At 72.2% G+C, this 23,071-nt stretch carries 19 protein-coding genes; 9 read left to right on the top strand and 10 right to left on the bottom strand.

What is annotated here, in order from left to right; all coding sequences use genetic code 11:
• Positions 1-23 precede the first annotated feature (23 nt).
• Positions 24-2,402: a Tex family protein gene (locus tag ACIRB4_RS16140; RefSeq protein WP_403291680.1), complete on the top strand. Its 2,379-nt coding sequence runs from the start codon at positions 24-26 to the stop codon at positions 2,400-2,402.
• A gap of 85 nt (positions 2,403-2,487) precedes the next feature.
• On the opposite strand, the gene ACIRB4_RS16135 is transcribed toward ACIRB4_RS16140, so the two are convergent.
• The 5 genes from ACIRB4_RS16135 to ACIRB4_RS16115 form a co-directional block, all read right to left on the bottom strand.
• Complete coding sequence (locus ACIRB4_RS16135; protein ID WP_403291678.1) at positions 2,488-2,895, bottom strand: hypothetical protein; 408 nt, start codon at positions 2,893-2,895, stop codon at positions 2,488-2,490.
• Positions 2,892-3,161 (bottom strand): hypothetical protein, encoded by a 270-nt coding sequence (locus tag ACIRB4_RS16130; RefSeq protein WP_403291676.1) that lies wholly within the window; start codon positions 3,159-3,161, stop codon positions 2,892-2,894. The genes ACIRB4_RS16135 and ACIRB4_RS16130 overlap by 4 nt, the downstream gene beginning before the upstream one ends.
• The gene (locus ACIRB4_RS16125) at positions 3,161-4,798 is read right to left on the bottom strand and encodes an ABC-F family ATP-binding cassette domain-containing protein (protein ID WP_403291674.1); all 1,638 of its coding nucleotides are present in this window, start codon (positions 4,796-4,798) and stop codon (positions 3,161-3,163) included. Before ACIRB4_RS16125 ends, ACIRB4_RS16130 begins: the two co-directional genes overlap by 1 nt.
• Positions 4,799-5,116: 318 nt before the next feature.
• Positions 5,117-6,439, bottom strand: coding sequence for a M14 family metallocarboxypeptidase (locus ACIRB4_RS16120; RefSeq protein WP_403291673.1), 1,323 nt, complete (start codon positions 6,437-6,439; stop codon positions 5,117-5,119).
• The gene (locus ACIRB4_RS16115; RefSeq protein WP_403291672.1) at positions 6,436-8,430 is read right to left on the bottom strand and encodes a Xaa-Pro dipeptidyl-peptidase; all 1,995 of its coding nucleotides are present in this window, start codon (positions 8,428-8,430) and stop codon (positions 6,436-6,438) included. Before ACIRB4_RS16115 ends, ACIRB4_RS16120 begins: the two co-directional genes overlap by 4 nt.
• Before the next feature lie 198 nt (positions 8,431-8,628).
• Between ACIRB4_RS16115 and ACIRB4_RS16110 the strand changes: the two genes are divergently transcribed.
• The 6 genes from ACIRB4_RS16110 to ACIRB4_RS16085 all read left to right on the top strand — a co-directional run bounded on the left by ACIRB4_RS16110 (position 8,629) and on the right by ACIRB4_RS16085 (position 16,175).
• Positions 8,629-10,143, top strand: coding sequence for a M1 family metallopeptidase (locus ACIRB4_RS16110; RefSeq protein WP_403291670.1), 1,515 nt, complete (start codon positions 8,629-8,631; stop codon positions 10,141-10,143).
• Positions 10,144-10,328: 185 nt separating this feature from the next.
• Positions 10,329-11,354, top strand: a complete 1,026-nt coding sequence (locus ACIRB4_RS16105; RefSeq protein WP_403291668.1) for a LacI family DNA-binding transcriptional regulator — start codon at positions 10,329-10,331, stop codon at positions 11,352-11,354.
• A 178-nt stretch (positions 11,355-11,532) separates the two neighbouring features.
• The gene (locus tag ACIRB4_RS16100) at positions 11,533-12,846 is read left to right on the top strand and encodes an extracellular solute-binding protein (RefSeq protein WP_403291666.1); all 1,314 of its coding nucleotides are present in this window, start codon (positions 11,533-11,535) and stop codon (positions 12,844-12,846) included.
• A gap of 98 nt (positions 12,847-12,944) precedes the next feature.
• Positions 12,945-13,913 carry a carbohydrate ABC transporter permease gene (locus tag ACIRB4_RS16095; RefSeq protein ID WP_403291664.1) on the top strand — a complete coding sequence of 323 codons (969 nt, stop codon included), beginning with the start codon at positions 12,945-12,947 and terminating at the stop codon, positions 13,911-13,913.
• The gene (locus ACIRB4_RS16090) at positions 13,910-14,746 is read left to right on the top strand and encodes a carbohydrate ABC transporter permease (protein WP_403291663.1); all 837 of its coding nucleotides are present in this window, start codon (positions 13,910-13,912) and stop codon (positions 14,744-14,746) included. The genes ACIRB4_RS16095 and ACIRB4_RS16090 overlap by 4 nt, the downstream gene beginning before the upstream one ends.
• Before the next feature lie 61 nt (positions 14,747-14,807).
• A complete protein-coding gene (locus tag ACIRB4_RS16085) occupies positions 14,808-16,175 on the top strand; it encodes a GH1 family beta-glucosidase (RefSeq protein ID WP_403291661.1) in 1,368 nt (455 codons plus the stop codon).
• On the opposite strand, the gene ACIRB4_RS16080 is transcribed toward ACIRB4_RS16085, so the two are convergent.
• Positions 16,147-17,025: an oxygenase MpaB family protein gene (locus tag ACIRB4_RS16080; RefSeq protein WP_403291859.1), complete on the bottom strand. Its 879-nt coding sequence runs from the start codon at positions 17,023-17,025 to the stop codon at positions 16,147-16,149. The two genes, ACIRB4_RS16085 and ACIRB4_RS16080, sit on opposite strands and share 29 nt — an antisense overlap.
• A 161-nt stretch (positions 17,026-17,186) precedes the next feature.
• Complete coding sequence (locus ACIRB4_RS16075) at positions 17,187-17,675, bottom strand: hypothetical protein (protein ID WP_403291659.1); 489 nt, start codon at positions 17,673-17,675, stop codon at positions 17,187-17,189.
• A gap of 136 nt (positions 17,676-17,811) precedes the next feature.
• On the opposite strand from ACIRB4_RS16075, the gene sph reads away from it, so the two are divergent.
• On the top strand, positions 17,812-18,843 hold the full coding sequence (gene sph / locus ACIRB4_RS16070) for a sphingomyelin phosphodiesterase (protein WP_403291658.1): 1,032 nt from the start codon (positions 17,812-17,814) through the stop codon (positions 18,841-18,843).
• A gap of 61 nt (positions 18,844-18,904) precedes the next feature.
• Here the strand turns inward: sph and ACIRB4_RS16065 are convergent, their stop codons facing one another.
• On the bottom strand, positions 18,905-19,378 hold the full coding sequence (locus tag ACIRB4_RS16065) for a hypothetical protein (protein ID WP_403291656.1): 474 nt from the start codon (positions 19,376-19,378) through the stop codon (positions 18,905-18,907).
• A 93-nt stretch (positions 19,379-19,471) separates the two neighbouring features.
• Positions 19,472-19,963 carry a macro domain-containing protein gene (locus tag ACIRB4_RS16060; RefSeq protein WP_403291654.1) on the bottom strand — a complete coding sequence of 164 codons (492 nt, stop codon included), beginning with the start codon at positions 19,961-19,963 and terminating at the stop codon, positions 19,472-19,474.
• Positions 19,964-20,076: 113 nt separating this feature from the next.
• Between ACIRB4_RS16060 and ACIRB4_RS16055 the strand changes: the two genes are divergently transcribed.
• Positions 20,077-20,832: a MerR family transcriptional regulator gene (locus ACIRB4_RS16055; RefSeq protein ID WP_403291653.1), complete on the top strand. Its 756-nt coding sequence runs from the start codon at positions 20,077-20,079 to the stop codon at positions 20,830-20,832.
• Positions 20,833-20,874: 42 nt separating this feature from the next.
• Here ACIRB4_RS16055 and ACIRB4_RS16050 read toward each other — a convergent pair whose 3' ends face one another.
• Complete coding sequence (locus tag ACIRB4_RS16050; RefSeq protein ID WP_403291652.1) at positions 20,875-23,049, bottom strand: 3-hydroxyacyl-CoA dehydrogenase NAD-binding domain-containing protein; 2,175 nt, start codon at positions 23,047-23,049, stop codon at positions 20,875-20,877.
• Between the last annotated feature and the right edge of the window lie 22 nt (positions 23,050-23,071).

Here is a 23,071-nt window from a genome sequence, read left to right as displayed (position 1 = left end):
ACGAGAAGGCGAGTCGGGACACCGTGACGACGTCCATCGAAAGCAGGATCGCCGAGGAACTCGGCGTACGCGAGCGACAGGTGAGGGCGGCCGTCGAGCTGCTCGACGGCGGCTCGACCGTGCCGTTCATCGCGCGCTACCGCAAGGAAGCGACCGAGATGCTCGACGACGCGCAGCTGCGCACGCTCGAGGAGCGGCTGCGCTATCTGCGGGAGCTGGAGGACCGGCGGGCCGCCGTCCTCGACTCCGTGCGCGAGCAGGGGAAGCTGACGGCGGAGGTGGAGGCGCGGATCCTGGCGGCCGACACCAAGGCCCGCCTGGAGGACATCTATCTGCCCTTCAAGCCCAAGCGCCGCACCAAGGCGCAGATCGCCCGCGAGGCCGGGCTCGAGCCGCTGGCCGAGGGGCTGCTCGCCGACCCGTCGGTGGAGCCGGCGGCCGCCGCGGCGGCCTTCGTCGACGCGGACAAGGGGGTCGCCGACGCGGCCGCCGCGCTGGAGGGGGCCCGGGCGATCCTCACCGAGAAGTTCTCGGAGGACGCCGATCTGATCGGCGAACTGCGCGAGCGGATGTGGGGCCGGGGCCGGCTGGTCGCGAAGGTACGCGAGGGCAAGGAGGAGGCGGGCGCGAAGTTCGCCGACTACTTCGACTTCGCCGAGCCGTTCACCGCGCTGCCCTCGCACCGGATCCTCGCGATGCTGCGCGGCGAGAAGGAGGACGTGCTCTCCCTGGAGCTGGAGCCCGAGGAGCCGTCGGAGCTGCCCGGCCCGTCCTCGTACGAGGGCATGGTCGCCTCGCGCTTCGGTGTGGCCGACCGGGGGCGTCCGGGTGACAAGTGGCTTCTGGACACGGTCCGTTGGGCCTGGCGGACCCGGATCCTGGTCCACCTCGGGATCGACCTGCGCCTGCGGCTGCGTACGGCGGCGGAGGACGAGGCGGTACGGGTCTTCGCGGCGAACCTGCGGGATCTGCTCCTCGCGGCGCCGGCCGGGACGCGGGCGACACTGGGCCTCGACCCCGGTTTCCGTACGGGGGTGAAGGTCGCCGTCGTCGACGCGACGGGCAAGGTCGTGGCCACCGACACGATCTACCCGCACGTCCCGGCGAACAGGTGGGACGAGGCGCTGGCGAAGCTGGCCCGGCTCGCCCAGGAGCACGCGGTCGAGCTGGTCGCCATCGGCAACGGCACGGCCTCGCGCGAGACGGACAAGCTCGCCGCCGAACTCATCGCCAGGCACCCGGAGTTGAAGCTCACCAAGGTGATGGTCTCGGAGGCGGGCGCCTCGGTGTACTCGGCGTCGGCGTTCGCCTCGCAGGAGCTCCCGGACCTGGACGTGTCGTTGCGTGGGGCGGTCTCGATCGCCCGGCGGCTGCAGGACCCGCTGGCCGAGCTGGTGAAGATCGACCCGAAGTCGATCGGCGTCGGGCAGTACCAGCACGACCTGTCCGAGGTGAAGCTGTCGCGTTCGCTGGACGCGGTGGTCGAGGACTGCGTGAACGGCGTCGGCGTCGACGTCAACACCGCCTCCGCGCCGCTGCTCTCGCGAGTCTCGGGCATCGGCGCCGGGCTCGCCGAGAACATCGTTGCGCACCGGGACGCCAACGGTCCCTTCCGGTCGCGCAAGGCGCTGAAGGATGTGGCGCGGCTCGGTCCGAAGGCGTACGAGCAGTGCGCGGGCTTCCTGCGGATCCGCGGTGGCGACGACCCGCTGGACGCGTCGTCGGTGCACCCGGAGGCGTACCCGGTCGTCCGGCGGATGGTGAAGACGGTCGGCGGGGAGGTGGCGTCGCTGATCGGCAACACGGGCGTGCTGCGGTCGCTGCGGGCCGACGACTTCGTGGACGAGACCTTCGGTCTGCCGACGGTGACCGACATCCTGCGCGAGCTGGAAAAGCCGGGTCGCGACCCGCGGCCCGCTTTCCGGACGGCAACGTTCAAGGAGGGCGTCGAGAAGATCGGCGACCTGGCGGCGGGGATGCTCCTGGAGGGCGTGGTCACGAACGTGGCGGCGTTCGGGGCGTTCGTGGACATCGGCGTGCACCAGGACGGCCTGGTGCATGTGTCGGCGATGTCGAAGACGTTCGTGAAGGACCCCCGGGACGTGGTGAAGCCGGGGGACGTGGTCCGCGTGAAGGTGATGGACGTGGACATCCCGAGGAAGCGGATCTCGCTCACGCTGCGGCTGGACGACGAGGCGACGGCGACGGAGTCGGCGCCGCAGCCTCGCAAGGAGCGGAGCGGCCGGCCGCCGCAGCAGCGCCGTGGTGGCGGCGGTGGCGGCGGTGGCGGTGACCGGGCCCGCTCGCAGGCCCCGGCCCCGTCGAACAGCGCGATGGCCGACGCCCTGCGCAAGGCGGGCCTCCTCGACGGCGGAGGCGGCGGCAAGCGACGCGGCCGCTGACAGCGACGGGCCCGGCCGGAAGGCCGGGCCCTTCTGTCGAGCGCGTACGGGCCGCTTCTTGCGGACCGGGCGAGACCTTCCGGATCTAGTCGGTCGGGAGGAAGCGCAGGGCCCATTCCGCGCGGTTGGCAACTCCCAGGTCGTCGTCCTCGGTCAGGGGGCCCAGGACCGTGCGGGAGCGGTCCGGGTCGGATCGGACCACGTCGACGATCTCGGTCGCCAGGGCGTCATGGTCGTCGCCGAGGTCGACGGAGGAGGCCCGCAGCAGCGCCGGGAGGGCGTCCGGGCCGCCGATCGCGGCGAGGACGCCGCCGAGGAGCTCCCGGGCGTAGGCGTTCTGCTCGGTGAGGGCGCGGTCCAGCTCGGCCTGGAGCCGTGGCAGGAGCGCGGCGTCGCCCGACGCGGCGATCTCGTCGGCCAGGTCGATCGTCTCGTCGACGTCGGCGTCGAGGTCGTCCAGCATCTCGGTGAGCCGGGTCAGCAGGTCGGTCATGATGCCTCCAGGAATGCGCCGTCCGTCAGGACGGGGACGGTCTCCGAGGTGTCGGCCTCGGCGGCCACCGCCACATCCTGCGGATAGCCGTACTCGTACAGTTCACGCCCTGAATCGCATCGGTGCAGCACCGCCACGGGATCCTCGGTCGCCTCCCGGAGCAGCGCCGCCGCCCGCGCCTCGGGCTGGGCCGGCGGGGCCGCGCGCAGGGCGGCCGGGGCGGGGACGGCCACCTCCGTGGGGCCCCACCCGAAGGTGACGCCCATCAGACCTCCGTCACCTTGCCGTCCGCGACCTCGATGCGGCGGGTCGTGCGGACGGCGTCCAGCATCCGCCGGTCGTGGGTGACCAGGAGCAGGGTGCCGGTGTAGGTGTCGAGGGCGGACTCCAGCTGTTCGATGGCCGGCAGGTCCAGGTGGTTGGTCGGCTCGTCCAGGACCAGCAGGTTGACGCCCCGGCCCTGGAGGAGGGCGAGAGCGGCGCGGGTCCGCTCGCCCGGGGAGAGCGTCGTCGCGGGGCGCAGGACGTGCTCGGCCTTGAGGCCGAACTTGGCGAGCAGGGTACGGACCTCCGCGGGCTCCGTCTCCGGCACGGCCGCGCAGAACGCGTCGAGGAGGACCTCCGAGCCGTGGAACAGCTTGCGCGCCTGGTCCACCTCGCCGACGACGACGCCCGAGCCGAGAACCGCGTCGCCTGAGTCGAGCGGCAGGCGGCCGAGGAGCGCGGCGAGCAGGGTCGACTTGCCGGCACCGTTGGCGCCGGTGATGGCGACCCGGTCGGCCCAGTCGATCTGGAGGGTGGCCGGACCGAAACGGAAGTCGCCGCGCCGGACCTCCGCCGCGCGCAGGGTCGCCACGACCGAGCCGGACCGCGGCGCGGCGGCGATCTCCATCCGCAGCTCCCACTCCTTGCGGGGTTCGTCGACGACGTCGAGCCGCTCGATCATCCGCTGGGTCTGGCGGGCCTTGGCGGCCTGCTTCTCGCTGGCCTCGCTGCGGGCGTTGCGCCCGAGCTTGTCGCTGTCGGTGGCCTTGCGGCGGGCGTTCCTGACGCCCTTGTCCATCCAGGACCGCTGCATGTGGCCGCGTGCTTCGAGGGCGGCCTTCCGGCCCGCGTACTCCTCGTAGCCCTCGCGGGCGTGGCGGCGGGCGGTCTCCCGTTCCTCCAGGTAGGCCTCGTAGCCGCCGCCGTACAGCGTGATCTGCTGCTGGGCGAGGTCGAGCTCCAGGACCTTGGTGACCGTACGGGTGAGGAACTCGCGGTCGTGGCTGATGACGACCGTGCCGGCGCGCAGCCCCTGGACGAAGGACTCGAGCCGCTCCAGACCGTCGAGGTCGAGATCGTTGGTGGGCTCGTCGAGCAGGAAGACGTCGTACCGGGAGAGGAGGAGGGAGGCGAGTCCGGCGCGGGCGGCCTGGCCGCCGGAGAGGGAGGTCATCGGCTGGTCGAGGCCGATGGTGAGGCCGAGCGAGGCGGCGACCTCCTCGGCGCGCTCGTCGAGGTCGGCGCCGCCGAGGGAGAGCCAGCGCTCCAGGCTGACGGCGTACGCGTCGTCGGCGCCGGGCGTCCCGTCGACCAGGCCCTGGGTGGCCTCGTCCATGGCGGTCTGGGCTGCGGCCACACCGGTGCGACGGGCGAGGAACTCCCGCACCGTCTCGCCCTCGCGCCGCTCCGGCTCCTGCGGGAGGTGGCCGACGGTGGCGGTGGGCGGGGAGAGCCTCAGCTCGCCGTCCTCGGGCGTGTCGAGCCCGGCGAGCAGCCGCAGCAGTGTCGACTTGCCGGCGCCGTTGACACCGACGAGGCCGATGACGTCGCCGGGGGCGACGACGAGGTCGAGACCGGCGAAGAGGGAGCGTTCGCCGTGGCCGGCGGCGAGGTCCTTGGCGACGAGAGTGGCAGTCATCAGGAGATGAATCCTAGGCCAGCCGCGCCCGGGCTCTTCCTGGAGGCCAGGGCCCGGGGGCCTTCGTGGGGGCCCGGGGCCCGGGACCTTCGTAAGGGCCGGGCCCCGGTGCGCGGGTGCCGGATGCGGATGGCACTGAGCGCCGGGGTCCCGGGCCGGCCGACCGGTATGGTCGGCCGGTCCGAGAGCTTCCGGCTTCCCCGAACGCCCTCGACCGCCCGTCTGGCGCGCCCTGCCCCGATGGCACCTCTCACACACGACGGGGAAAGCGCTTTTTCTCCGTACCGCAGTGCCAGAGGGGGGACGGAAGTCCGCCGATCAACAGACCTCCACGGGCTGCGCGGCGGTGAGCCGGTAGGTCGCCCGGGCGTCGAGGAGCAGGGGGACAAGCGCGCGGTGCGACTGCCGCAGCGGTACGAACCAGCCGTCACCACCGCGGCGGACGGTGATCCCGTGCAGGGCGAGCTCGTCGCCGAACTCCGCGTACTGCCCGTGGTCGAGGCGGTAACCGCACGGCGGGTCCTCGATGACCTCGGCGGGCTCGGGCGGATCGTTGTCGGCGCCGCCGAGCAGGACCGGGCCCCGGTCGGCGAACCCGGCGGCCCGGGCCGCCGCCGTGGCCGCGGCGATCCGTCCGCGCCGCTCCTCGACGAAGGCGACGGCCCCCTTCAGGGCGGCGAGTTGGGTGTGCACCCGGCGTCGCTGGTTGCGGGCGTGGTCGTTCTCCCCCGCCTCGTCCAGCGCCTCGACCCGGGTCTCGACGAGCAGACCGACGGCGTGCTTGAGGCCGGCCGCGTTCCGCAGGATGCGCTCCTGGCCGTCGCCCGCCACCTGCTTGATCGGTTTCCCGGTGTGGGGGTCGGTCCAGATGCCGTAGACGCCGCTGCTGAAGCCCGCCGTCGCGGCCGCCGGCCGGACGTACGACTCCGACAGGGTGTGCGCCTCGTCGTGGACGCGCCGGTCGGTGTTGAGGTTGCGGGGCCAGAGCGCGAGCAGGTCCTTGTCGTAGTACGGCGAGGTGCCGCCGTACTCGTGCAGGTCGTGGACCAGGTCGGGGCGCCGGTCGCGGATGACGGCGGCGAGGGCGCGCCCCTCGGCGGTCTTCAGGGCGATGTGGTCGCGGTTGATGTCGATGCCGTCTCCGTTGCCCCGGGTGCCGGCCTCCCGGCCGTCGGGGTTGGCCGTGGGGACGACGAGGACGGTGGTACGGGAGAGGAAGCGCCGGGTCTTCTCGTCCCGGGCGTACGCCAGGTCGCGGACGGTGTTCAGGCACGCCTCCCGGCCCGACGGTTCGTCGCCGTGCTGGGCGCAGATCAGCAGCACGGTCGTGCCGCCGCGGGCGGGGGCGCCGCCCGCGCCGACGGCCACGAGCCGGATCGGGCGGCCCTGCTTCGTGGTGCCGACGGAGCGCACCGAGACCCGGTCGCTGCCGCGGTCGACCGCGGCGAGGAAGGCGCTCTCCCCCGCCTCCGTGGTCCAGTGGGCCCCGTCGCCGGTCTCGAAGCCGGTGCGGGGCGGCGGCGCGGCGGCCGGGGTGCCGGCGGCCTCGGCGGGGACGGTGACGAGCGGGAGGACGAGGGCGGCGGCGGTCGCCGCGAGGGTGAGCGTGCGGCGGGAACGGCGGTCCGGTGTGCGGGTCATCGCGGCTCCCCCGGGATCGGGTGGCCGGACCGCTGAGGCGCGGTCAGCCCGTCCGGCGCCCTCTCGGCCGGCGCCGGGCGCCCCTGGGCGTGGCCGGCGGTCGCCCGCGCGAAGGCCGTGGGGCCGCCGACCAGCGGCAGCCGGGCCGAGGTACGGGCGAGGTCGAGGGTGAGCGTCGGCGTGGTGGAGGGCGGGTCGAGCAGGTCCTTGTCCGTGCCGCCGATGATGAGGGCGAGCCGGTGGCCGGCCGGGACGACGTGGTCGGTCGCCGCGAGCCGCAGCGTGACGGTGTACGCCGTACCGGGCGTCAGCGGGCGACCCTTCCTGGGGTCGGCCCAGGTGCCGAGGTCGGCCCAGCCACGGCTGACGACCGTGTGGCCGACGTCCGCCGTATGCGCCTCCGTCTCCTTGTAGCAGGCGCTGTCGCCGCTCGTGCTCGCTCCCCAGCAGGTGCGTTCGGTGAGCGTGGTGATGCCTTCGCCGGGTGCGGCGTAGTCGCGGATGGTGTCCGGGCCGAGATCGACGAGGACGGCGGTCAGGTGGGCGGTCCGGGTCGTCGGGGTGGCGGTGACGGTCACCCGCGAGGAGCCGGAGAGCCGCAGGTCCCGGGTGAGCGTACGGGTGACGAAGCCGGCCTTGGCCGGGGTGGGGCTGTCGATCCCGGCGGCCCAGTCGTTCTCGCCGAGGTCCGGGTCGTCGGTGAAGGTCTCGGTGGCCCCGGGCGGGGCCGGTGTCCGGCCGAGGGTGCCGACGCCCGGCGCGGCGCCTTTGCCGGGGCGCAGTTCGGTCGGCGCGGTGGTGCGCGGCGGCCAGAACCGGTCGGTGGACCAGCGGTCGGGGGCGCGCTCGATGTCGGCCATCGGCTCGCGGTCGATGCCGTTCTCGTGACCGAGGAGGTAGTGGTCGAACCAGCGGTGCAGGGTGCGGACCCAGTCGGCGCGGCGGAAGTCGAACGGGTCGACGTGGCCGGTCTGGGAGAGCCAGATCTTGCGCTCCACGCCGTGGGCGGCGAGGGCGTCCCACCACTGGCCGAAGTGGTTGGCGCGGACGTTCAGGTCCTGCTGCCCGTGCACGACGAAGACGCTGGCCTTCACCTTTCCGGCGTCCCGGACGTGGTCGCGCTCGGTCCAGGCGGGGGTCCAGTCGCCGCTGTAGGGGGTGGCGGCCGTGATGCGGTCCTGGACCGCGCCGCAACGCTCGCTCGCCTCGGGGCTGTTGACGTAGTCGGAGAGCCAGCTCGGGTTGGCGTCGTAGAGCGGGGCGCCCTGGGAGTGGAAGTAGTCGTACCAGGAGGAGATGGCGCCGATCGGCACGATCGTCCTGAGCCCTTCGACGCCGGTGGCGGCGACTCCGTTGGCGATGGTGCCGTCCCAGCTCTTGCCGATCATGCCGACGTCACCGGTGGACCAGGTGGTGGCGCGGGCGCGCTCGTGGCCGGTGCGGGAGGTGTAGGCCCGGGCGCGGCCGTTGAGCCAGTCGACGACGGCCTTGGCGGACTGGACGTCGGAGCGCCCGCCGACGTCGTCGCACCCGTCGGAGCGGTTGGTGCCCGCCAGGTCGACGGCGACGAAGGCGTAGCCGCGCGGGACGAAGTAGTTGTCGTAGAAGAGCGGGAACTGGACGGGGTCGCCGTCGGCGCCGTACGTCTTCTTCTGGCTCTCGTTGCCCCGGCCGCAGCAGGCGTAGTACGGGCTGGCGTCCATGATGACCGGGATCTTCCGGCCGGCCGCGGCGGGTTCGCGGGGCCGGATGATGTCGGCGGCGACCCGGTCGGCCCGGCCGTCCCCGTCGCCGTCGAGTCCGGTGTCCACCCAGACCGACTCACGGATCGCGTCGGCGTAGGAGTGAACCGGCGCCGACTCCCGTACGACGGGCGCACCTTGGGCTCCGGAGGGGGTGAGGAGCGCGGTGGTCAGGGCGGCCGCGGCGGCCGTCACGAGGGTTCTGCACGACAGACGGGCTCTACGGGTTCTCCGCACACGTATCGGCATGGGGCGGAACGTACCGCCGTCAACTCGTGAGCAAAAGAGTGCGATCGGGAGCCGAGGTGCGGGTGGTTCATGTCGGCCGAATGGCGATCATGTGTCGGTGGTGCCCATGGACATGACGGCCCGTCGGGGTTCTGAATAGTGTCGATAAGGACCGACGACCACCCGCACGTCTTACGCTTCTGACGACTTGGAGCCCCTGTGCACCGCAGACTCATCGTTCCGAGCGCTCTCGCGGCCTCCGTCCTGCTGGCGATCCCGGCATCGGCGGCCGACTACGTCCCGGGCGCCCCGGGCATCGGCGATCCCTACTACCCGGCCAGTGGCAACGGCGGCTACGACGTCTCCCACTACGACCTGCGCCTGAAGTACCAGCCCGCCACCGACCTCCTGGAGGGCACGGCGACGATCCTGGCCACGACGAGGCAGAACCTCTCCCGCTTCAACCTCGACCTCGGGCTGAGGGTCAGCGAGGTACGGGTGAACGGCAGGAAGGCGGGGTTCACCGCCTCGGGCGAGCAGGAGCTGGAGATCACTCCGGCGGCCCCGCTGGAGAAGAATCGTTCCATCTCGGTCGTCGTGCGGTACGCGGGCAAGCCGTCCGAGGTGAGGATCGGCGGCTGGACCGCCTGGCACCGCACCCCCGACGGCGGCGTCGCGGCGCAGGAGCCGGACTCGGCCGCCTGGTGGTTCCCGTCCAACGACCATCCACTGGACAAGGCCACCTTCGATGTCTCGGTGTCCGTGCCGGACGGCACCCAGGCCATCAGCAACGGCGTGCTCCAGTCGCAGTCGTCGCGGCTCGGCTGGACCCGCTACAACTGGCGGTCCAACAAGCCGCAGGCGACTTATCTGGCCACACTCGCCGTCGGGAAGTTCGACATCACGACCGACAGGACGGCCAACGGTCTGCCGGTCCTCAACGCGTACAGCAAGGACCTCGGCGACAACGCGGGCGCGGCGCGGGCCAGCGTCGAGCGCACGGCCGAGGTCGCGGAGTGGCTGGAGGGGGTCTTCGGACCGTACCCCTTCAACGCGCTCGGCGGTTACGTCCCGAACGTGACCAGCGGCTACGCCCTGGAGACGCAGACCCGGCCGTTCTACAGCCCCCGGCAGTTCGCCAACGGGGCGAACGTCTCCGTGGTGGTGCACGAACTGGCGCACCAGTGGTACGGCGACAGCGTCTCGGTCGACCGCTGGAAGGACATCTGGGTCAACGAGGGCTTCGCCCGCTACAGCCAGTGGCTCTGGTCGGAGAAGGAGGGCGAGGGCACCGCCCAGGAGCTGGCCGACCACGTCTACGCCTCCCGCGCCGCCGACGACCCGTTCTGGACGGTGAAGCCGGGCGACCCGGGCCCGGACGACCAGTTCCACATCGCCGTCTACGACCGGGGCGCCCTGGCGCTGCAGGCGCTCCGCAACGAGATCGGTGACGAGGACTTCTTCGCCGTCCTGAAGGGCTGGCCGACGGAGTTCGCGTACGGCAACGCCGGCGTCGCCGACTTCGTGGCGTACGCGGAGCGGGTCTCGGGCAAGCCGCTGGCCGGCCTCTTCGACACCTGGCTCTACCAGCCGGTCAAGCCGACCGCACCTGCGGCGGCCGAAGCCGGGGTGTCGGCGCGGTCCGCAGCCGGCGACGCGACCTCGCGGCCCGTGGAGCCGAAGTCCTGGAAGAAGATCGCGGAGACGAACACCATCCACGACCACGAGCACTGAGTCGTAGACCGCGTCCGTGTCCCGCCCCCCCCGGGGGGCGGGACACGGGCGCGCCGGGGGGCCCACGCCTGGAGAGCGCTTTCCCCGCTCGGTTCCCGTGCAGGGGCCAACCGTTACCCTCGTCCTGTCAGCAGCGTCGTCCACCGTGGTCATGCCCCGTGTCCACGCCCCGTGAGGAGCCGGCCTTGAGCGAAACGACGTCCGGGACGCGTCCCACCCTGGAAGCCGTCGCCGCGCGCGCCGGAGTGTCCCGGGCGACGGTCTCCCGTGTCGTCAACGGCGGCGCCGGAGTCCGGGACGTCCTGGTGGAGAAGGTCCGCAAGGCCGTCGAGGAGCTCGGCTACATCCCCAACCACGCCGCCAGGACCCTGGTGACCCGGCGCAACGGCGCCGTCGCCGTGATCATCGCCGAGCCGGAGTTCCGGATCTTCTCCGATCCCTTCTTCGAACAGCAGGTTCGGGGCATCAGCCGGGAACTGACCGCGCACGACGCCCAGTTGGTGCTTCTCTGGGTGGAGGGGCCCGGCGACCAGGAGCGGATCGCCCGCTATCTGGGCGGCGGCCACGTGGACGGCGCACTCGCCTTCTCGCTCCACACCGACGACCAGCTGCCCGCGATCGTCCGCCGGGTCCAGGTGCCGACGGTGTTCGGCGGCCGCCCGGGGTGGACGGCCCCGGCGGGCGAGCCGCCGGTCCCGTACGTCGACTGCGACAACCGGGGTGGCGCCCGGGCCGCCGTGCGCCATCTGCGCACGCTCGGCCGCCGGACGATCGCCCACATCACGGGACCCCGCGACCAGACGTCCGCCCTGGACCGACTGGCGGGATACCAGGACGAACTACCGGATTCCGACCCGGATCTGGTGGCCTTCGGCGCGTTCACGGAGGAGAGCGGGGCACGGGCGATGACAGAGCTGCTCGCCCGGCGCCCCGACCTCGACGCCGTGTTCGCGGCCAACGACCTGATGGCGTCGGGGGCCCTCCGCGTACTGCGCGAGCACGGCAGGAGCGTGCCGGAGGATGTGGCGCTCGTCGGTTTCGACGACATGCCCCAGGTGGCCGAGGCGACCGACCCGCCGCTCTCGACGGTCCGTCAGGACATCGAGGGGATGGGACGGTTGATGGTACGGCTCCTGATGCGCACCCTGGACGGCGAGGACCCCGAGCCCGTGATCACACCGACCGAGCTCGTCCTGCGTGCCTCCGCGTAAGGCTCCTGAATCCGGCGGCCAACTCCATCGCGCCACCGAGCTGTTACGTGTTCGACTCTTGACGGGGAGCGCGCCGGGGAGGCACGCTCCTGACGCATTCCTGAGAGCGCTCTCAAGCGGGCCACCGGCGCGCCGACGAGCGTTTCTCGACGGACCCCGAAGCCAAGGGAGGCTTCCCATGCCCACTGCCCGAGCCGCCAGGAGCGCCGCCGCCCGTATGCGCCGCCTCGGCGCGGTCGCCCTCGCCGGGGCACTCCTCGCCGCCTGCGGATCCGGGGGGTCCGGCGGCGCCTCCGACAGCGCGGGCGGAAAGGTCACGATCACCGTCGACCTCTTCGGCTCGTTCGGCTACAAGGAGGCCGGGCTGTACGCCGCGTACGAGAAGCTCCACCCGAACGTGACGATCAAGCAGACCGACACCGAGGACGAGCAGGACTACTGGAAGTCGCTGCAGACCCGGCTGGCCGGCGGGGGCGGGCTCGCCGACGTCCAGGCCGTCGAGGTCGGCCGGATCGCGTCGGTCACCCAGCAGCAGGCGGACAAGTTCGAGGACCTGACGAGGTACGGCGCGGACAGGCTGAAGGACGAGTTCGCCCCCGCCACCTGGTCGGCGGCGACCACCAAGGACGGCAGGATCCTCGGTCTCGGCACCGACGTCGGCCCCGAGGCCATGTGCTACCGCACCGACCTCCTCCGGCAGGCCGGACTGCCGACCGACCGCACCGAACTGGCGCGGAAGTGGTCCACCTGGGAGGGCTACCTCGCGCTTGGCGAGCAGTACCGGGCCAAGGCCCCGGCCAAGAGCGCCTGGCTGGACAGCGTCGGCAGTCTCTACACGGTCATGGTCGGTCAGGAGAAGGAGCGCTACTACGACGCGTCGGGCACGCTGATCTACGCGGACAACCCCGCCGTGAAGCACGCCTGGGAGACCTCCGCCAAGGCGGCGAAGGCGGGGCTGAGCGCCAAGCTGGACCAGTGGTCGCCGCAGTGGAACCAGGCGTTCTCGGCCGGTTCCTTCGCCACGCTCCCCTGCCCCGCATGGATGCTCGGCTACATCAAGGGCCAGGCCGGTGACGCGGGCAAGGGCAAGTGGGACATCGCCAAGCTCCCCGGCGGCGCCGGGAACTGGGGCGGCTCGTACCTCACCGTCCCGCGCGCGGCCAAGCACAAGAAGGAGGCGTACGAGCTGATCCAGTGGCTCACCGCCCCGGCGCAGCAGGCCACGCTCTTCAGGAAGCAGGGGAACTTCCCCTCCTCGACCGGCGCCATCGCCCAGGTCGCGGCGGCGACGGACCCGTACTTCTCGGGGGCGCCGATCGGCCGGATCTTCGGTGACGCGGCGAAGGCGGCGCCGGTGCAGGTGCTCGGCGTCCACGACAAGAACGTCGCCGACCAGATCACCAACGCGCTGAGCGAGGTGGAGCGCAAGGGCACGTCACCGGAGAAGGCGTGGTCGAACGCGCGGAAGGGTGTGGAGAACGTCATCGGCTGAGCCGACGGGCCGCGCCACGGGCCGCGCGGTGCCGTGCGGCGCCCGCCCCCCTCACCCCCCCGCCCCCGCCCCGCTCCGAACGACCGAAGGGCCGCACCGTGACCCTCACCGCCTCCGGGCCGACGACGGCGCCCGTCCCGCCGTCGTCGGCCCGGCCCCCAGGCCGCGCTCGCCGCCGCTGGGCCGCGCTCGTGCCGTACGCCTATCTCGCCCCGTTCTTCACCCTGTTCGCGGCGTTCGGCCTCTTCCCGCTGCTCTACACCGCCTTCGTCTCCCTCTACCGCGTCGAGCTGCAGACCCCCGGCGACATGGAGTGGCGGGGCCTCGGGAACTACGCGGCCCTGCTCACCGACGAGTTCTTCTGGACCGCGCTGCGCAACACCTTCACCATCGGCGTCCTGTCCACCGTCCCCCAGCTGGCGATGGCGCTGGGCCTGGCGCATCTGCTCAACTACAAGCTGCGCGGCCGGACCTTCTTCCGTACCGCCATGCTGCTGCCGTACGCGACCTCCGTCGCCGCCGCCACGCTGGTGTTCGCCCAGCTCTTCGGCCGGGACTTCGGTCTCGTCAACTACGTGCTCTCACTGGTGGGGATCGAGCCGGTCGACTGGCAGAACGGCACGCTCGCCTCGCAGATCGCCGTCTCGTCGATCGTCGTCTGGCGCTGGACCGGCTACAACGCGCTGATCTATCTCGCGGGCATGCAGTCCATCCCCTCAGAGCTGTACGAGGCGGCGGAGATGGACGGGGCCTCGCGGTGGCGGCAGTTCCTCCATGTCACGCTGCCCGGGCTGCGGCCGACGATCGTCTTCACCACCGTCGTCTCCACGATCGGGGCGACCCAGCTCTTCGGTGAGCCGCTGCTCTTCGAGGGCTCGATCTCGGGCGGCATCTCGCACCAGTACCAGACGCTCGGTCTCTATCTGTACGAGCAGGGCTGGGGCTTCTTCCACCTGGGCCGGGCGGCCGCGATCGCCTGGCTGATGTTCCTGCTGATCCTCGTCCTGGTCGGGGTCAACGCCCTGATCGCGCACCGCCGTTCACGTCGAGAGGAGGGCCGGGCATGACCGCGCGCTCCGCCCGTACGGGCCACGGCGGCAGGATCACGTACGCCGTCCTGATTCTCGCGGTCCTGGTCTCCGCCTTCCCGTTCTACTGGACGATCGTCGCGGCCAGCCGCTCCAACGCCGATCTGGCGCGGGTGCCGCCGACGTTGCTGCCGGGCCCCAACCTGATCCGCAACTTCGAGGCGGTGATGGAGGAGGCCGACATCGGCAAGGCGCTCCTGAACTCCCTCATCGTCTCCGGCTCGATCACCGTGGGCACCGTGCTGTGCTGCACCCTGGCCGGCTTCGCCTTCGCCAAGCTGCGCTTCCGTGGCCGGGGCGCGCTCCTCGCGGTCACGGTGGGCACGATGATGATCCCGCCGCAGCTGGGGGTGATCCCGCTGTTCATGCTGATCGCCGAGCTGGGCTGGGTGAACCAGCTCCAGTCGGTGATCCTGCCCGGGCTCGTCTCGGCGTTCGGGGTCTTCTTCATGCGCCAGTACCTGGTGCAGGCGCTGCCGGACGAGCTGATCGAGGCGGCCCGGGTGGACGGCGCCTCCTCCGCCCGGATCTTCTGGTCGATCGTGGTGCCGATCGCCCGGCCCGGGATGGCCGTGCTGGGGCTCCTCACCTTCATGGCCGCCTGGAACGACTTCTTCTGGCCGATCGTGGCGCTGTCCTCGCAGGAGCCGACGGTGCAGGTCGCGCTGCGCCAGCTCGGCGGCGGTTATGTCCACGACCAGTCGGTGATCATGGCCGGCACGCTGCTCGGCACCCTTCCGGTGCTGCTCGTCTTCGGCCTGCTGGGCCGGCAGATCGTCGGCGGCATCATGCAGGGCGCGGTCAAGGGCTGACCCCTCCTTTTCCCTGCCCCCTCTCCCCTCTCCCCCCTCTCATGACGGGAGTTCCTCACCCATGAATGCTCTCTTCCCTGCCGGTTTCCGCTGGGGTTCGGCCACGGCCGCGTACCAGATCGAGGGTGCGGCGGCCGAGGACGGCCGCACACCGTCGATCTGGGACACCTTCAGCCGGACTCCGGGCAATGTGCGCAACGGTGACACCGGTGACATCGCCGCCGACCACTACCACCGGATGCGCGAGGACGTGGCCCTGATGAAGGAGGTGGGGCTCACCGACTACCGGTTCTCCCTCTCCTGGCCCCGGATCCAGCCGACCGGGCGCGGACCGGCCGTCCAGAAGGGCCTGGACTTCTACCGCGCCCTGGCCGACGAGCTGCTGGAGGCCGGGATCCGGCCCGTCGCCACCCTCTACCACTGGGACCTTCCCCAGGAGCTGGAGGACGCGGGCGGCTGGCCGGAGCGCGCGACGGCCGAGCGGTTCGCCGAGTACACCTCCCTCGCCGCCGAGGCGCTGGGCGACCGGATCGCCACCTGGACGACGCTCAACGAGCCCTGGTGCGCCGCCTTCCTGGGGTACGGCTCCGGTGTCCACGCGCCCGGCCGCACCGACGGGCCGGCCGCCCTGCGCGCCGCCCATCACCTCAACCTGGCCCACGGTCTGGCCGCCCGCGTCCTGCGCGGGGCGCTTCCGGCCGGGACCGAGATCTCCCTGACCCTCAACGTCCACGCGATCAGGGCGCTCTCGGATTCCCCGGAGGACCGGGACGCCGCCCGCCGGATCGACGCCGTCGGCAACCGGATCTTCCTCGACCCGGTGTTCCACGGCCGGCTCCCCGACGACCTGGTGGCCGACACGGCCGCGCTCACGGACTGGTCCTTCGTCCACGACGGCGACCTGGAGACGATCTCCGCCCCGATCGACTCGCTCGGTGTCAACTACTACTCCCCCGCCGTCGTGGCCGCCGGGACGTCGGAGTCGCCTTCGCCGTGGCCGGGGGCGGCGGACCGGGTCCGGTTCGTGCCGGCGCCCGGGCCGAGGACGGCGATGGACTGGCCGGTGGACCCGGAGGGCCTGTACGAGCTGCTGGTGCGGCTGCGCGACGAACTGCCCGGGGTGCCGCTGCTGATCACCGAGAACGGCGCCGCCTACGACGACTACGCCGACCCGGAGGGCGAGGTCCACGATCCGGAGCGGGTGGCGTATCTGGACGCGCACCTGGCGGCGGCCCACCGGGCGATCGCCGCCGGGGCGGATGTGCGCGGCTACTTCCTCTGGTCGCTGCTCGACAACTTCGAGTGGGCGTACGGCTACGGCAAGCGGTTCGGCATCGTGCACGTGGACTTCGCGAGCCAGCGCCGTACGCCGAAGGACAGCGCGCGCTGGTACGCGGAGGTCATCGCGCGCGGCGGGCTGCTCCGCTGAGCCGGGCCCGCCGGCGGGCCTCGCGCGCCATCGGCAGATAGCGCAGCCGCTCGGGAAGGACGGGCACCACGAGGCGGACGACCCGGGTGAAACGGCGCAGCCGCCGCTCCTGGTCGTCGCTCCAGGCGAGCCCGATGGCCTCGCGGGCGTCGGGTGGCGTCAGGCCGACGGTGAGGAAGGAGCGGAAGCGGGCGAGCCGGGGCAGGATCACCGGCCACAGCGCGCGGAGCAGGATCCGCAGCGGCAGGGGGCCCCGGTCGGGCGGCGGTACCGGCTGGGCGGGGTCCAGCAGCTCGCGTACGACGACGGTGGCCTCCAGTTCGTCACGGAGCATCGTGCGGTAGTACGGCCAGAACTCCTCGATCGTCTGGGGCATGTCCCGGTCGTGGATGCCGAGGATCCGGCCGACCTGGAGCCACTCGGCGTAGAGCTGCCGCTCCTGGGCCTCGCTGAGCGGGCGGTGGAGATAGCGCAGGCCGTGGTGGTAGACGGGGAAGCCGGTGGCGTGGACCCAGGCGTAGTGAGCGGGGGTGAGGGCGTGGTAGCGGCGGCCGTGGGCGTCGGTGCCCTGGATGGTGCGGTGGAGCCGCCGGAGCCGGCGCCCCTCCTCGGCAGCGGCCTCACCGCCGTACACCCACAGCAGTGCGGAGCGCAGTGAGCGCTCGCCACGGCCCCATGGGTCGGTACGGAAGACGGAGTGCTCGTCGACACCGGCGCCGACGGCGGGGTGCGCGACCTGCAGGGTGAGGGCGGCCGGCAGCATCAGCAGCGCCCGGACGTCCCCGGCGATGCTCCACAGCACCCCGCCGACGGGTGGCGGCTCGGGCGGCCGGGCGGCGCCGTCGGCCATGGCCTCCGCGGGGGTCGCGGGGGCTTTCGCTCCGGTCACCTCGTGCTCACTCCTCACACTCTCAGCCTGCCCCTCGCCGGGCCTTCCGGGCAAAGGGCGCACATGGGTCGGGGCCGCGTCCCGGGCGTGGGCCCGGGGCGCGGCCCCGTACGCAGTGTGGGTCAGGCGCGGTCCGCGCCGACGGGCTCGCCGACGATGCGGTCGGCCAGGGCGTGGGCCCAGGCGTCGACGTCGGCGGTCAGCTCGCGCTCGGCGGCGGCGCGCTCGGCGGCGATGCGCTCGGCACCGGCCGCGAGGATCGCGTCCCGCTCGGCGACGCCCTCGGCACGCGCGGCGGCGATGGCGGCCGCGCCCTCCTCGGTGGCCCGGGAGCGGATGCGGGCGGCCTCGTGGCGCGCCTCGGCGAGCTCGGCCTCGTACTGCTCGCGGATCCGCGTGGCCTCGGCGCGCAGGTCGTCGGCGCGCTCGGTGCCGCCGGCGATCGCGTCCTCGCGCTCGGAGAGGGTCTTGTTGATCTTCGGCAGGACACCCTTCGCCATGATGAGGAAGGTGAGGGCGAACAACACCACGCCGAGGATGAGCTCCGCCGTGACGGGGTTGAGCGGACCGAGGTCCATGTTGAAGAGCGTCGAATTCTGCGCGAGGGTCATGCGCGCATCCTACCTGGTCGCAAAACCGACAATTCATGCGAGTGGCACAGGGGCACGGGAGAGTTGGCGCACTGGTGCGGACCGCGCAAGATTCCCGGCACCCAACGGCTACCGGAAGGTAACCACGGCTGCTTTGATGTGCGGCGCCGGTCCAACCCCCCACTACTCCACGGGAGTTCCAGTGCCGCTCGCTCCGCTCCAGCGCCGCTTCCTCGGCGCCGCCCTCTCGGGCGCGCTCGCCGCCGCCACCCTGGCGACGACCGCTCCGCCGGCCTCGGCCGCCGAGACCCCCCGGCTGAAGGTGCTCTCCTACAACGCGTTCCTCTTCTCCAAGTCGCTGTACCCGAACTGGGGCCAGGACCACCGGGCCGCGGCCATACCCGCCGCGTCCTTCTTCCAGGGCAACGACGTCGTGGTGCTCCAGGAGGCCTTCGACAACTCCTCCTCGGACGCGCTGAAGGCGAAGGCGGCCACCCAGTACCCGCACCAGACCCCGGTCATGGGCCGGAGCAGGACTGGCTGGGACGCCACCGGCGGCGCCTGGTCCACCACGACGCCGGAGGACGGCGGTGTGACGATCCTCAGCAAGTGGCCGATCGTCCGCAAGGAGCAGTACGTCTACAAGGACGCCTGCGGCTCCGACTGGTACTCGAACAAGGGCTTCGTCTACACGGTCCTCGACGTGAACGGCGCGCGCGTCCACGTCGTCGGCACCCACGCCCAGTCCACCGACCCGGGCTGCTCGGCGGGCGAGGCGGCGCGGATGCGCAGCCTCCAGTTCAAGGCGATGGACGCCTTCCTCGACGCCAAGAACATCCCGGCGAGCGAGCAGGTCGTGGTGGCCGGCGACTTCAACGTCGACTCGCGGACGCCCGAGTACGGCACGATGCTCTCCGACATGGGCCTCGTGGGCGAGGACGCCAGGACCGGACACCCGTACTCGTTCGACACCGAACTGAACTCCATCGCCGCCGAGCGCTACCCGGACGACCCGCGCGAGGACCTGGACTACGTCCTCCACCGCGCGGGCCACGCCCGCCCCACGGGCTGGACGAACAACGTGGTCCTGGAGAAGAGCGCGCCATGGACGGTCTCCAGCTGGGGCACGCGGTACACGTACACCAACCTGAGCGACCACTACCCGGTGACCGGGTACGCGGCGGGCTGAGCACGCCTCCCACGGGACTGCCACGTCGGTGGTCCCGCGGGGCCGTTCGCGGCTGGGCCGGCTAGGACCCGTAGACGCCGAACACGCTGTACGCCCACAGGCCGACGACGCCCACCACGCAGAGCAGCACCGCCCAGGAGCCGAGGCCCGTGTGGCGGCTGCGGCGCTCGCGGGCGGGTCGGGCGGGGGGCTGCGGGCGCGAGGGGCGGCGAGCGCGGGTGGCTGCCGGGGCCCGCTCGGTCTCGGCGGCCGCGACGTCGGCGAGCAGACGGCGGCAGACCGCCGCCAGCTCGCTCGTCCCGACGGAGAGGTCGACGACGATCTCCGAGCGCGCCGGCGCCGTGGTGCCCCCGTCGAGGAGGCGCCCGGCGCGCAGCCGCGCCTGGTCCTTTCCGCCGGTGGGGGCGAGGCTTATCCAGCGCCCCACGTGCTCGCCCCGGATGACCACCCCACCGCCCCGCTCCCGGTACACGGTGTGCTCCCGCCACAGGACGCCGGCCAACTCCGTGGCCGTGTCCCTGAGTTCCGCGTACATGCCCCTCCCCTGCCCCGAACTCCGTATTCGAACAAGCACGTGACTCTAGCGCCAGCTCCGCCCCACCCGGCGCGGCGGGGGCGAGCGTGCCCCTTACGGCCGCTTACGGTCGAAGTCGTACACAGTGACCGGTATCCCCTGGGCCACCAGGCGCTCCACGACGAGCGGTTCGACGCGTGACCACTCCCCGCCGGCGAGACCGCAGCCGATGCGGGGCATGTGCACGGAGGCCCCCAGCTCCAGCGCCTTTCCGGCGAGCAGCCCGAGCGCCGCGTCGATCGCTTCGTACCGCACGGGCACAGCGGTGCTCCCGGCGGTCCGTATCCCCCGCTGCCCCACCATGTTGGCCACCCACACGGAGGGGTCGACCGGGACGAACTGGGCGGCTCCCAGGCCGAAGTCGTTCCGCGCGCGTTCGCGGTGCCAGCGGCGGAAGGCCGCCTCCGGCTCCGGCCATCGCCGCGACAGCGCGAGCACGAAGCCCTTCCCCCACCCGCCCAGGTCGTTGCAGACATGGGCGATGATCTTGACGCCCCCGCCGCGCGGCGCGGTCGCGTCCCCCTCGGCGTACGTGATCTCCGACATGCCCTCACCGTAGAGACCGCCACTGACAGCGCCCCAGGGCTTTTACAACGATGGTGAGACAGCAATACTGTTGCACGTCGGGCGGGAACGGCACGGGAAGTGAGGCACCTCAGATGGCCACCGGGACCGAGGCGGGGGCGGCGGCGCAGGCGCCGACGTTCACCGTCGACGAGTTGGCCGCCCGGGCCGGCGTCACCGTGCGCACGGTGCGGTTCTACGGCACCAAGGGGCTGCTGCCGCCGCCGGTGATCGGTCCCCGCCGGGTCGGACACTACGGCCCCGAGCACCTGTCCCGGCTGGCGCTGATCGAGGAGCTCCAGCGCCAGGGCATGACCCTGGCCGCGATCGAGCGGTACCTGGAGCAGCTCCCGCCCGATCTGAGCGCGCAGGACCTGGCGATCCACCGCGCGCTGGTGGCCTCCTGGGCGCCCGAGTCGGCCGAGGAGATCACCCGGCGCGAGCTGGAGCGGCGTGCGGGGCGGCCGCTGACCGACGAGGACGTCGAGCGGCTCGCGGCGATGGGCGTCCTCGACCGGGGGCCCGATCCGGAGGTGTTCCGGCTCGACGGGACGCTGCTGCGCCTCGGCGTCGAGCTGCTGGACGTCCCCATCGCCCACGAGACGATCCTGGCCTCCCGCACGGTCCTGCTGGAGCACGCGCGGGCGGCCGCGCAGGAGCTGTCCCGGCTGTTCCGGGACGAGGTGTGGAACCCGTACCGGGAGCGCGCCTCGGACCCGGACCACCTGGCGGCGATGAAGTCGCTCTCGGCCCATATGCAGCCGATGGTGGTCCAGGCCCTCGTCACGGCCTTCCAGCGCTCGCTGCGCGAGGAGCTGCGGGCCGCGTTCGGTCAGGCGAAGCAGGACTGAACGCGGCCCGGCCGGATCCCCGGCCGGATCGGCGGGACACCCCTACGCGTCGGTGAAGACCTCGCCCCGCTCCGCCTTCTCCACCAGCAGCGCCGGCGGCAGGAAGCGGTCGCCGTACCGTTCGGCCAGTTCACGCGCGCGTGCCACGAAGCCGGGAAGCCCGCCCTCGTACCCGTTGATGTACTGCAGCACACCGCCGGTCCAGGCCGGGAAGCCGATGCCCATGATGGAGCCGATGTTGGCGTCGGCGACCGAGGTCAGCACGTTCTCCTCCAGACAGCGCACCGAGTCCAGCGCCTCGGAGAAGAGCATCCGCTCCTTCATGTCCTCGAAGGGGACCGTCACGTCGGAGCGCGTGAAGTGCTCGCGCAGCCCCGGCCACAGCCCGGTCCGCTTGCCCTCCTCGTCGTAGTCGTAGAAGCCCGCGCCCCCGCTGCGGCCGGTGCGCCCGAACTCGTCGACCATCCGGTCGATCACCGCGTCCGAGGGGTGTCCGGCCCAGCTGCCGCCGGCCTCCTCGATCGCCCGCCGGGTCTCCTCGCGGATCTTGCGGGGCAGCGTCAGGGTCAGCTCGTCCATGAGGGAGAGGACCTTGGCCGGGTAGCCGGCCTGGGCCGCCGCCTGCTCGACGGAGACCGGGTCGGCGCCCTCGCCGACCATCGCCACGCCCTCGTTGATGAACTGGCCGATCACCCGCGAGGTGAAGAAGCCGCGCGAGTCGTTCACGACGATCGGCGTCTTGTTGATCTGCCGTACCAGGTCGAAGGCGCGCGCCAGCGCCTCGTCGCCGGTGCGCTCGCCCTTGATGATCTCCACCAGCGGCATCTTGTCGACGGGCGAGAAGAAGTGCAGACCGATGAAGTCCTCCGGGCGCGTGACGCCCTCCGCGAGCACGGTGATCGGCAGCGTCGAGGTGTTGGAGCAGAGCAGCGCGTCCGGCTCGACGATGTCCTGGATCTCCTCGAAGACCTTGTGCTTGAGCGCGGTGTCCTCGAAGACGGCCTCGATCACGGCGTCGCAGCCCGCCAGATCGGCCGGGTCGGCGGTGGGCGTGATCCGGGCCAGCAGCGCGTCGCGCTTCTCCTCGGTCGTGCGGCCGCGCGACAGCGCCTTGGCGAGCAGCTTCTCGGAGTACTCCTTGCCGCGCCGGGCGGCCTCCTCGGAGACGTCCTTGAGGACGACGTCGATGCCCGCTCGGGCGCACGAGTAGGCGATGCCCGCGCCCATCATGCCGGCGCCGAGGACGGCGACCTTGCGGACCGGCCGGGGCTCGATGCCCTGGGGGCGGTTGGCGCCGGAGTTGACGGCCTGGAGGTCGAAGAAGAACGCCTGGATCATGTTCTTGGCGGTCTGCCCGGTGACCAGCTCGGTGAAGTAGCGCGCCTCGATGATCTGGGCGGTCTCGAAGTCGACCTGGGACCCCTCGACGGCGCAGGCGAGGATGTTGCGCGGGGCCGGGTAGGGGGCGCCGTTCAGCTGCTTCTTCAGGTTGGCGGGGAAGGCCGGCAGATTGGCGGCGAACCGCGGGTTCGACGGCGTGCCGCCGGGGATCTTGTACCCCTTGACGTCCCAGGGCTGCCGCGACTCGGGGTGGGTGTCGATGAAGGCGCGCGCCTTGGCGAGCATCTCCTCGGGCGTGGCGGCCACGTCGTGGACCAGGCCGTTCTCGAGCGCCCGCCGCGGGTCGTACTGGGTGCCCTGGAGCAGCACCTTGAGCAGCGCGTCGGCGATGCCCATGAGCCGTACGGTACGGGTGACGCCGCCGCCGGCCGGGAGGAGGCCGAGGGTGACCTCGGGCAGGCCGATCTTGGAGCCGGGGGCGTCGAGGGCGATGCGGTGGTGGGCGGCGAGGGCGATCTCGTAACCGCCGCCGAGAGCCGCTCCGTTGATGGCGGCGACGACCGGCTTGCCGATGGTCTCGATCCGGCGCAGGGAGGTCTTGATGGCCATGCCGGCGTCGAAGGCCTGCTGGGCCTGCTCGGGCCCCACCTTCATCATGTCCTTGAGGTCGCCGCCCGCGAAGAAGGTCTTCTTGGCGGAGGTGTAGATGATGCCGCGGATGGAGTCCTGCTCGGCCACGACGCGGTCGGCGATCGCCGCGATGGAGTCCTTGAACGCCTGGTTCATGGTGTTCGCGGACTGGTTCGGGTCGTCGAGGACGAGGGTGACGACGCCGGTCTCGTCCTGCTCCCAGCGGATGGTGGTGCTCTCGGTCATTGGAGTGTCTCCGAAGATGGGA

The organism is Streptomyces sp. NPDC093600, assembly GCF_044764755.1.
Classification (GTDB): Bacteria; Actinomycetota; Actinomycetes; order Streptomycetales; family Streptomycetaceae; genus Streptomyces.
This window is presented reverse-complemented; position numbering and strand designations above follow the sequence as displayed.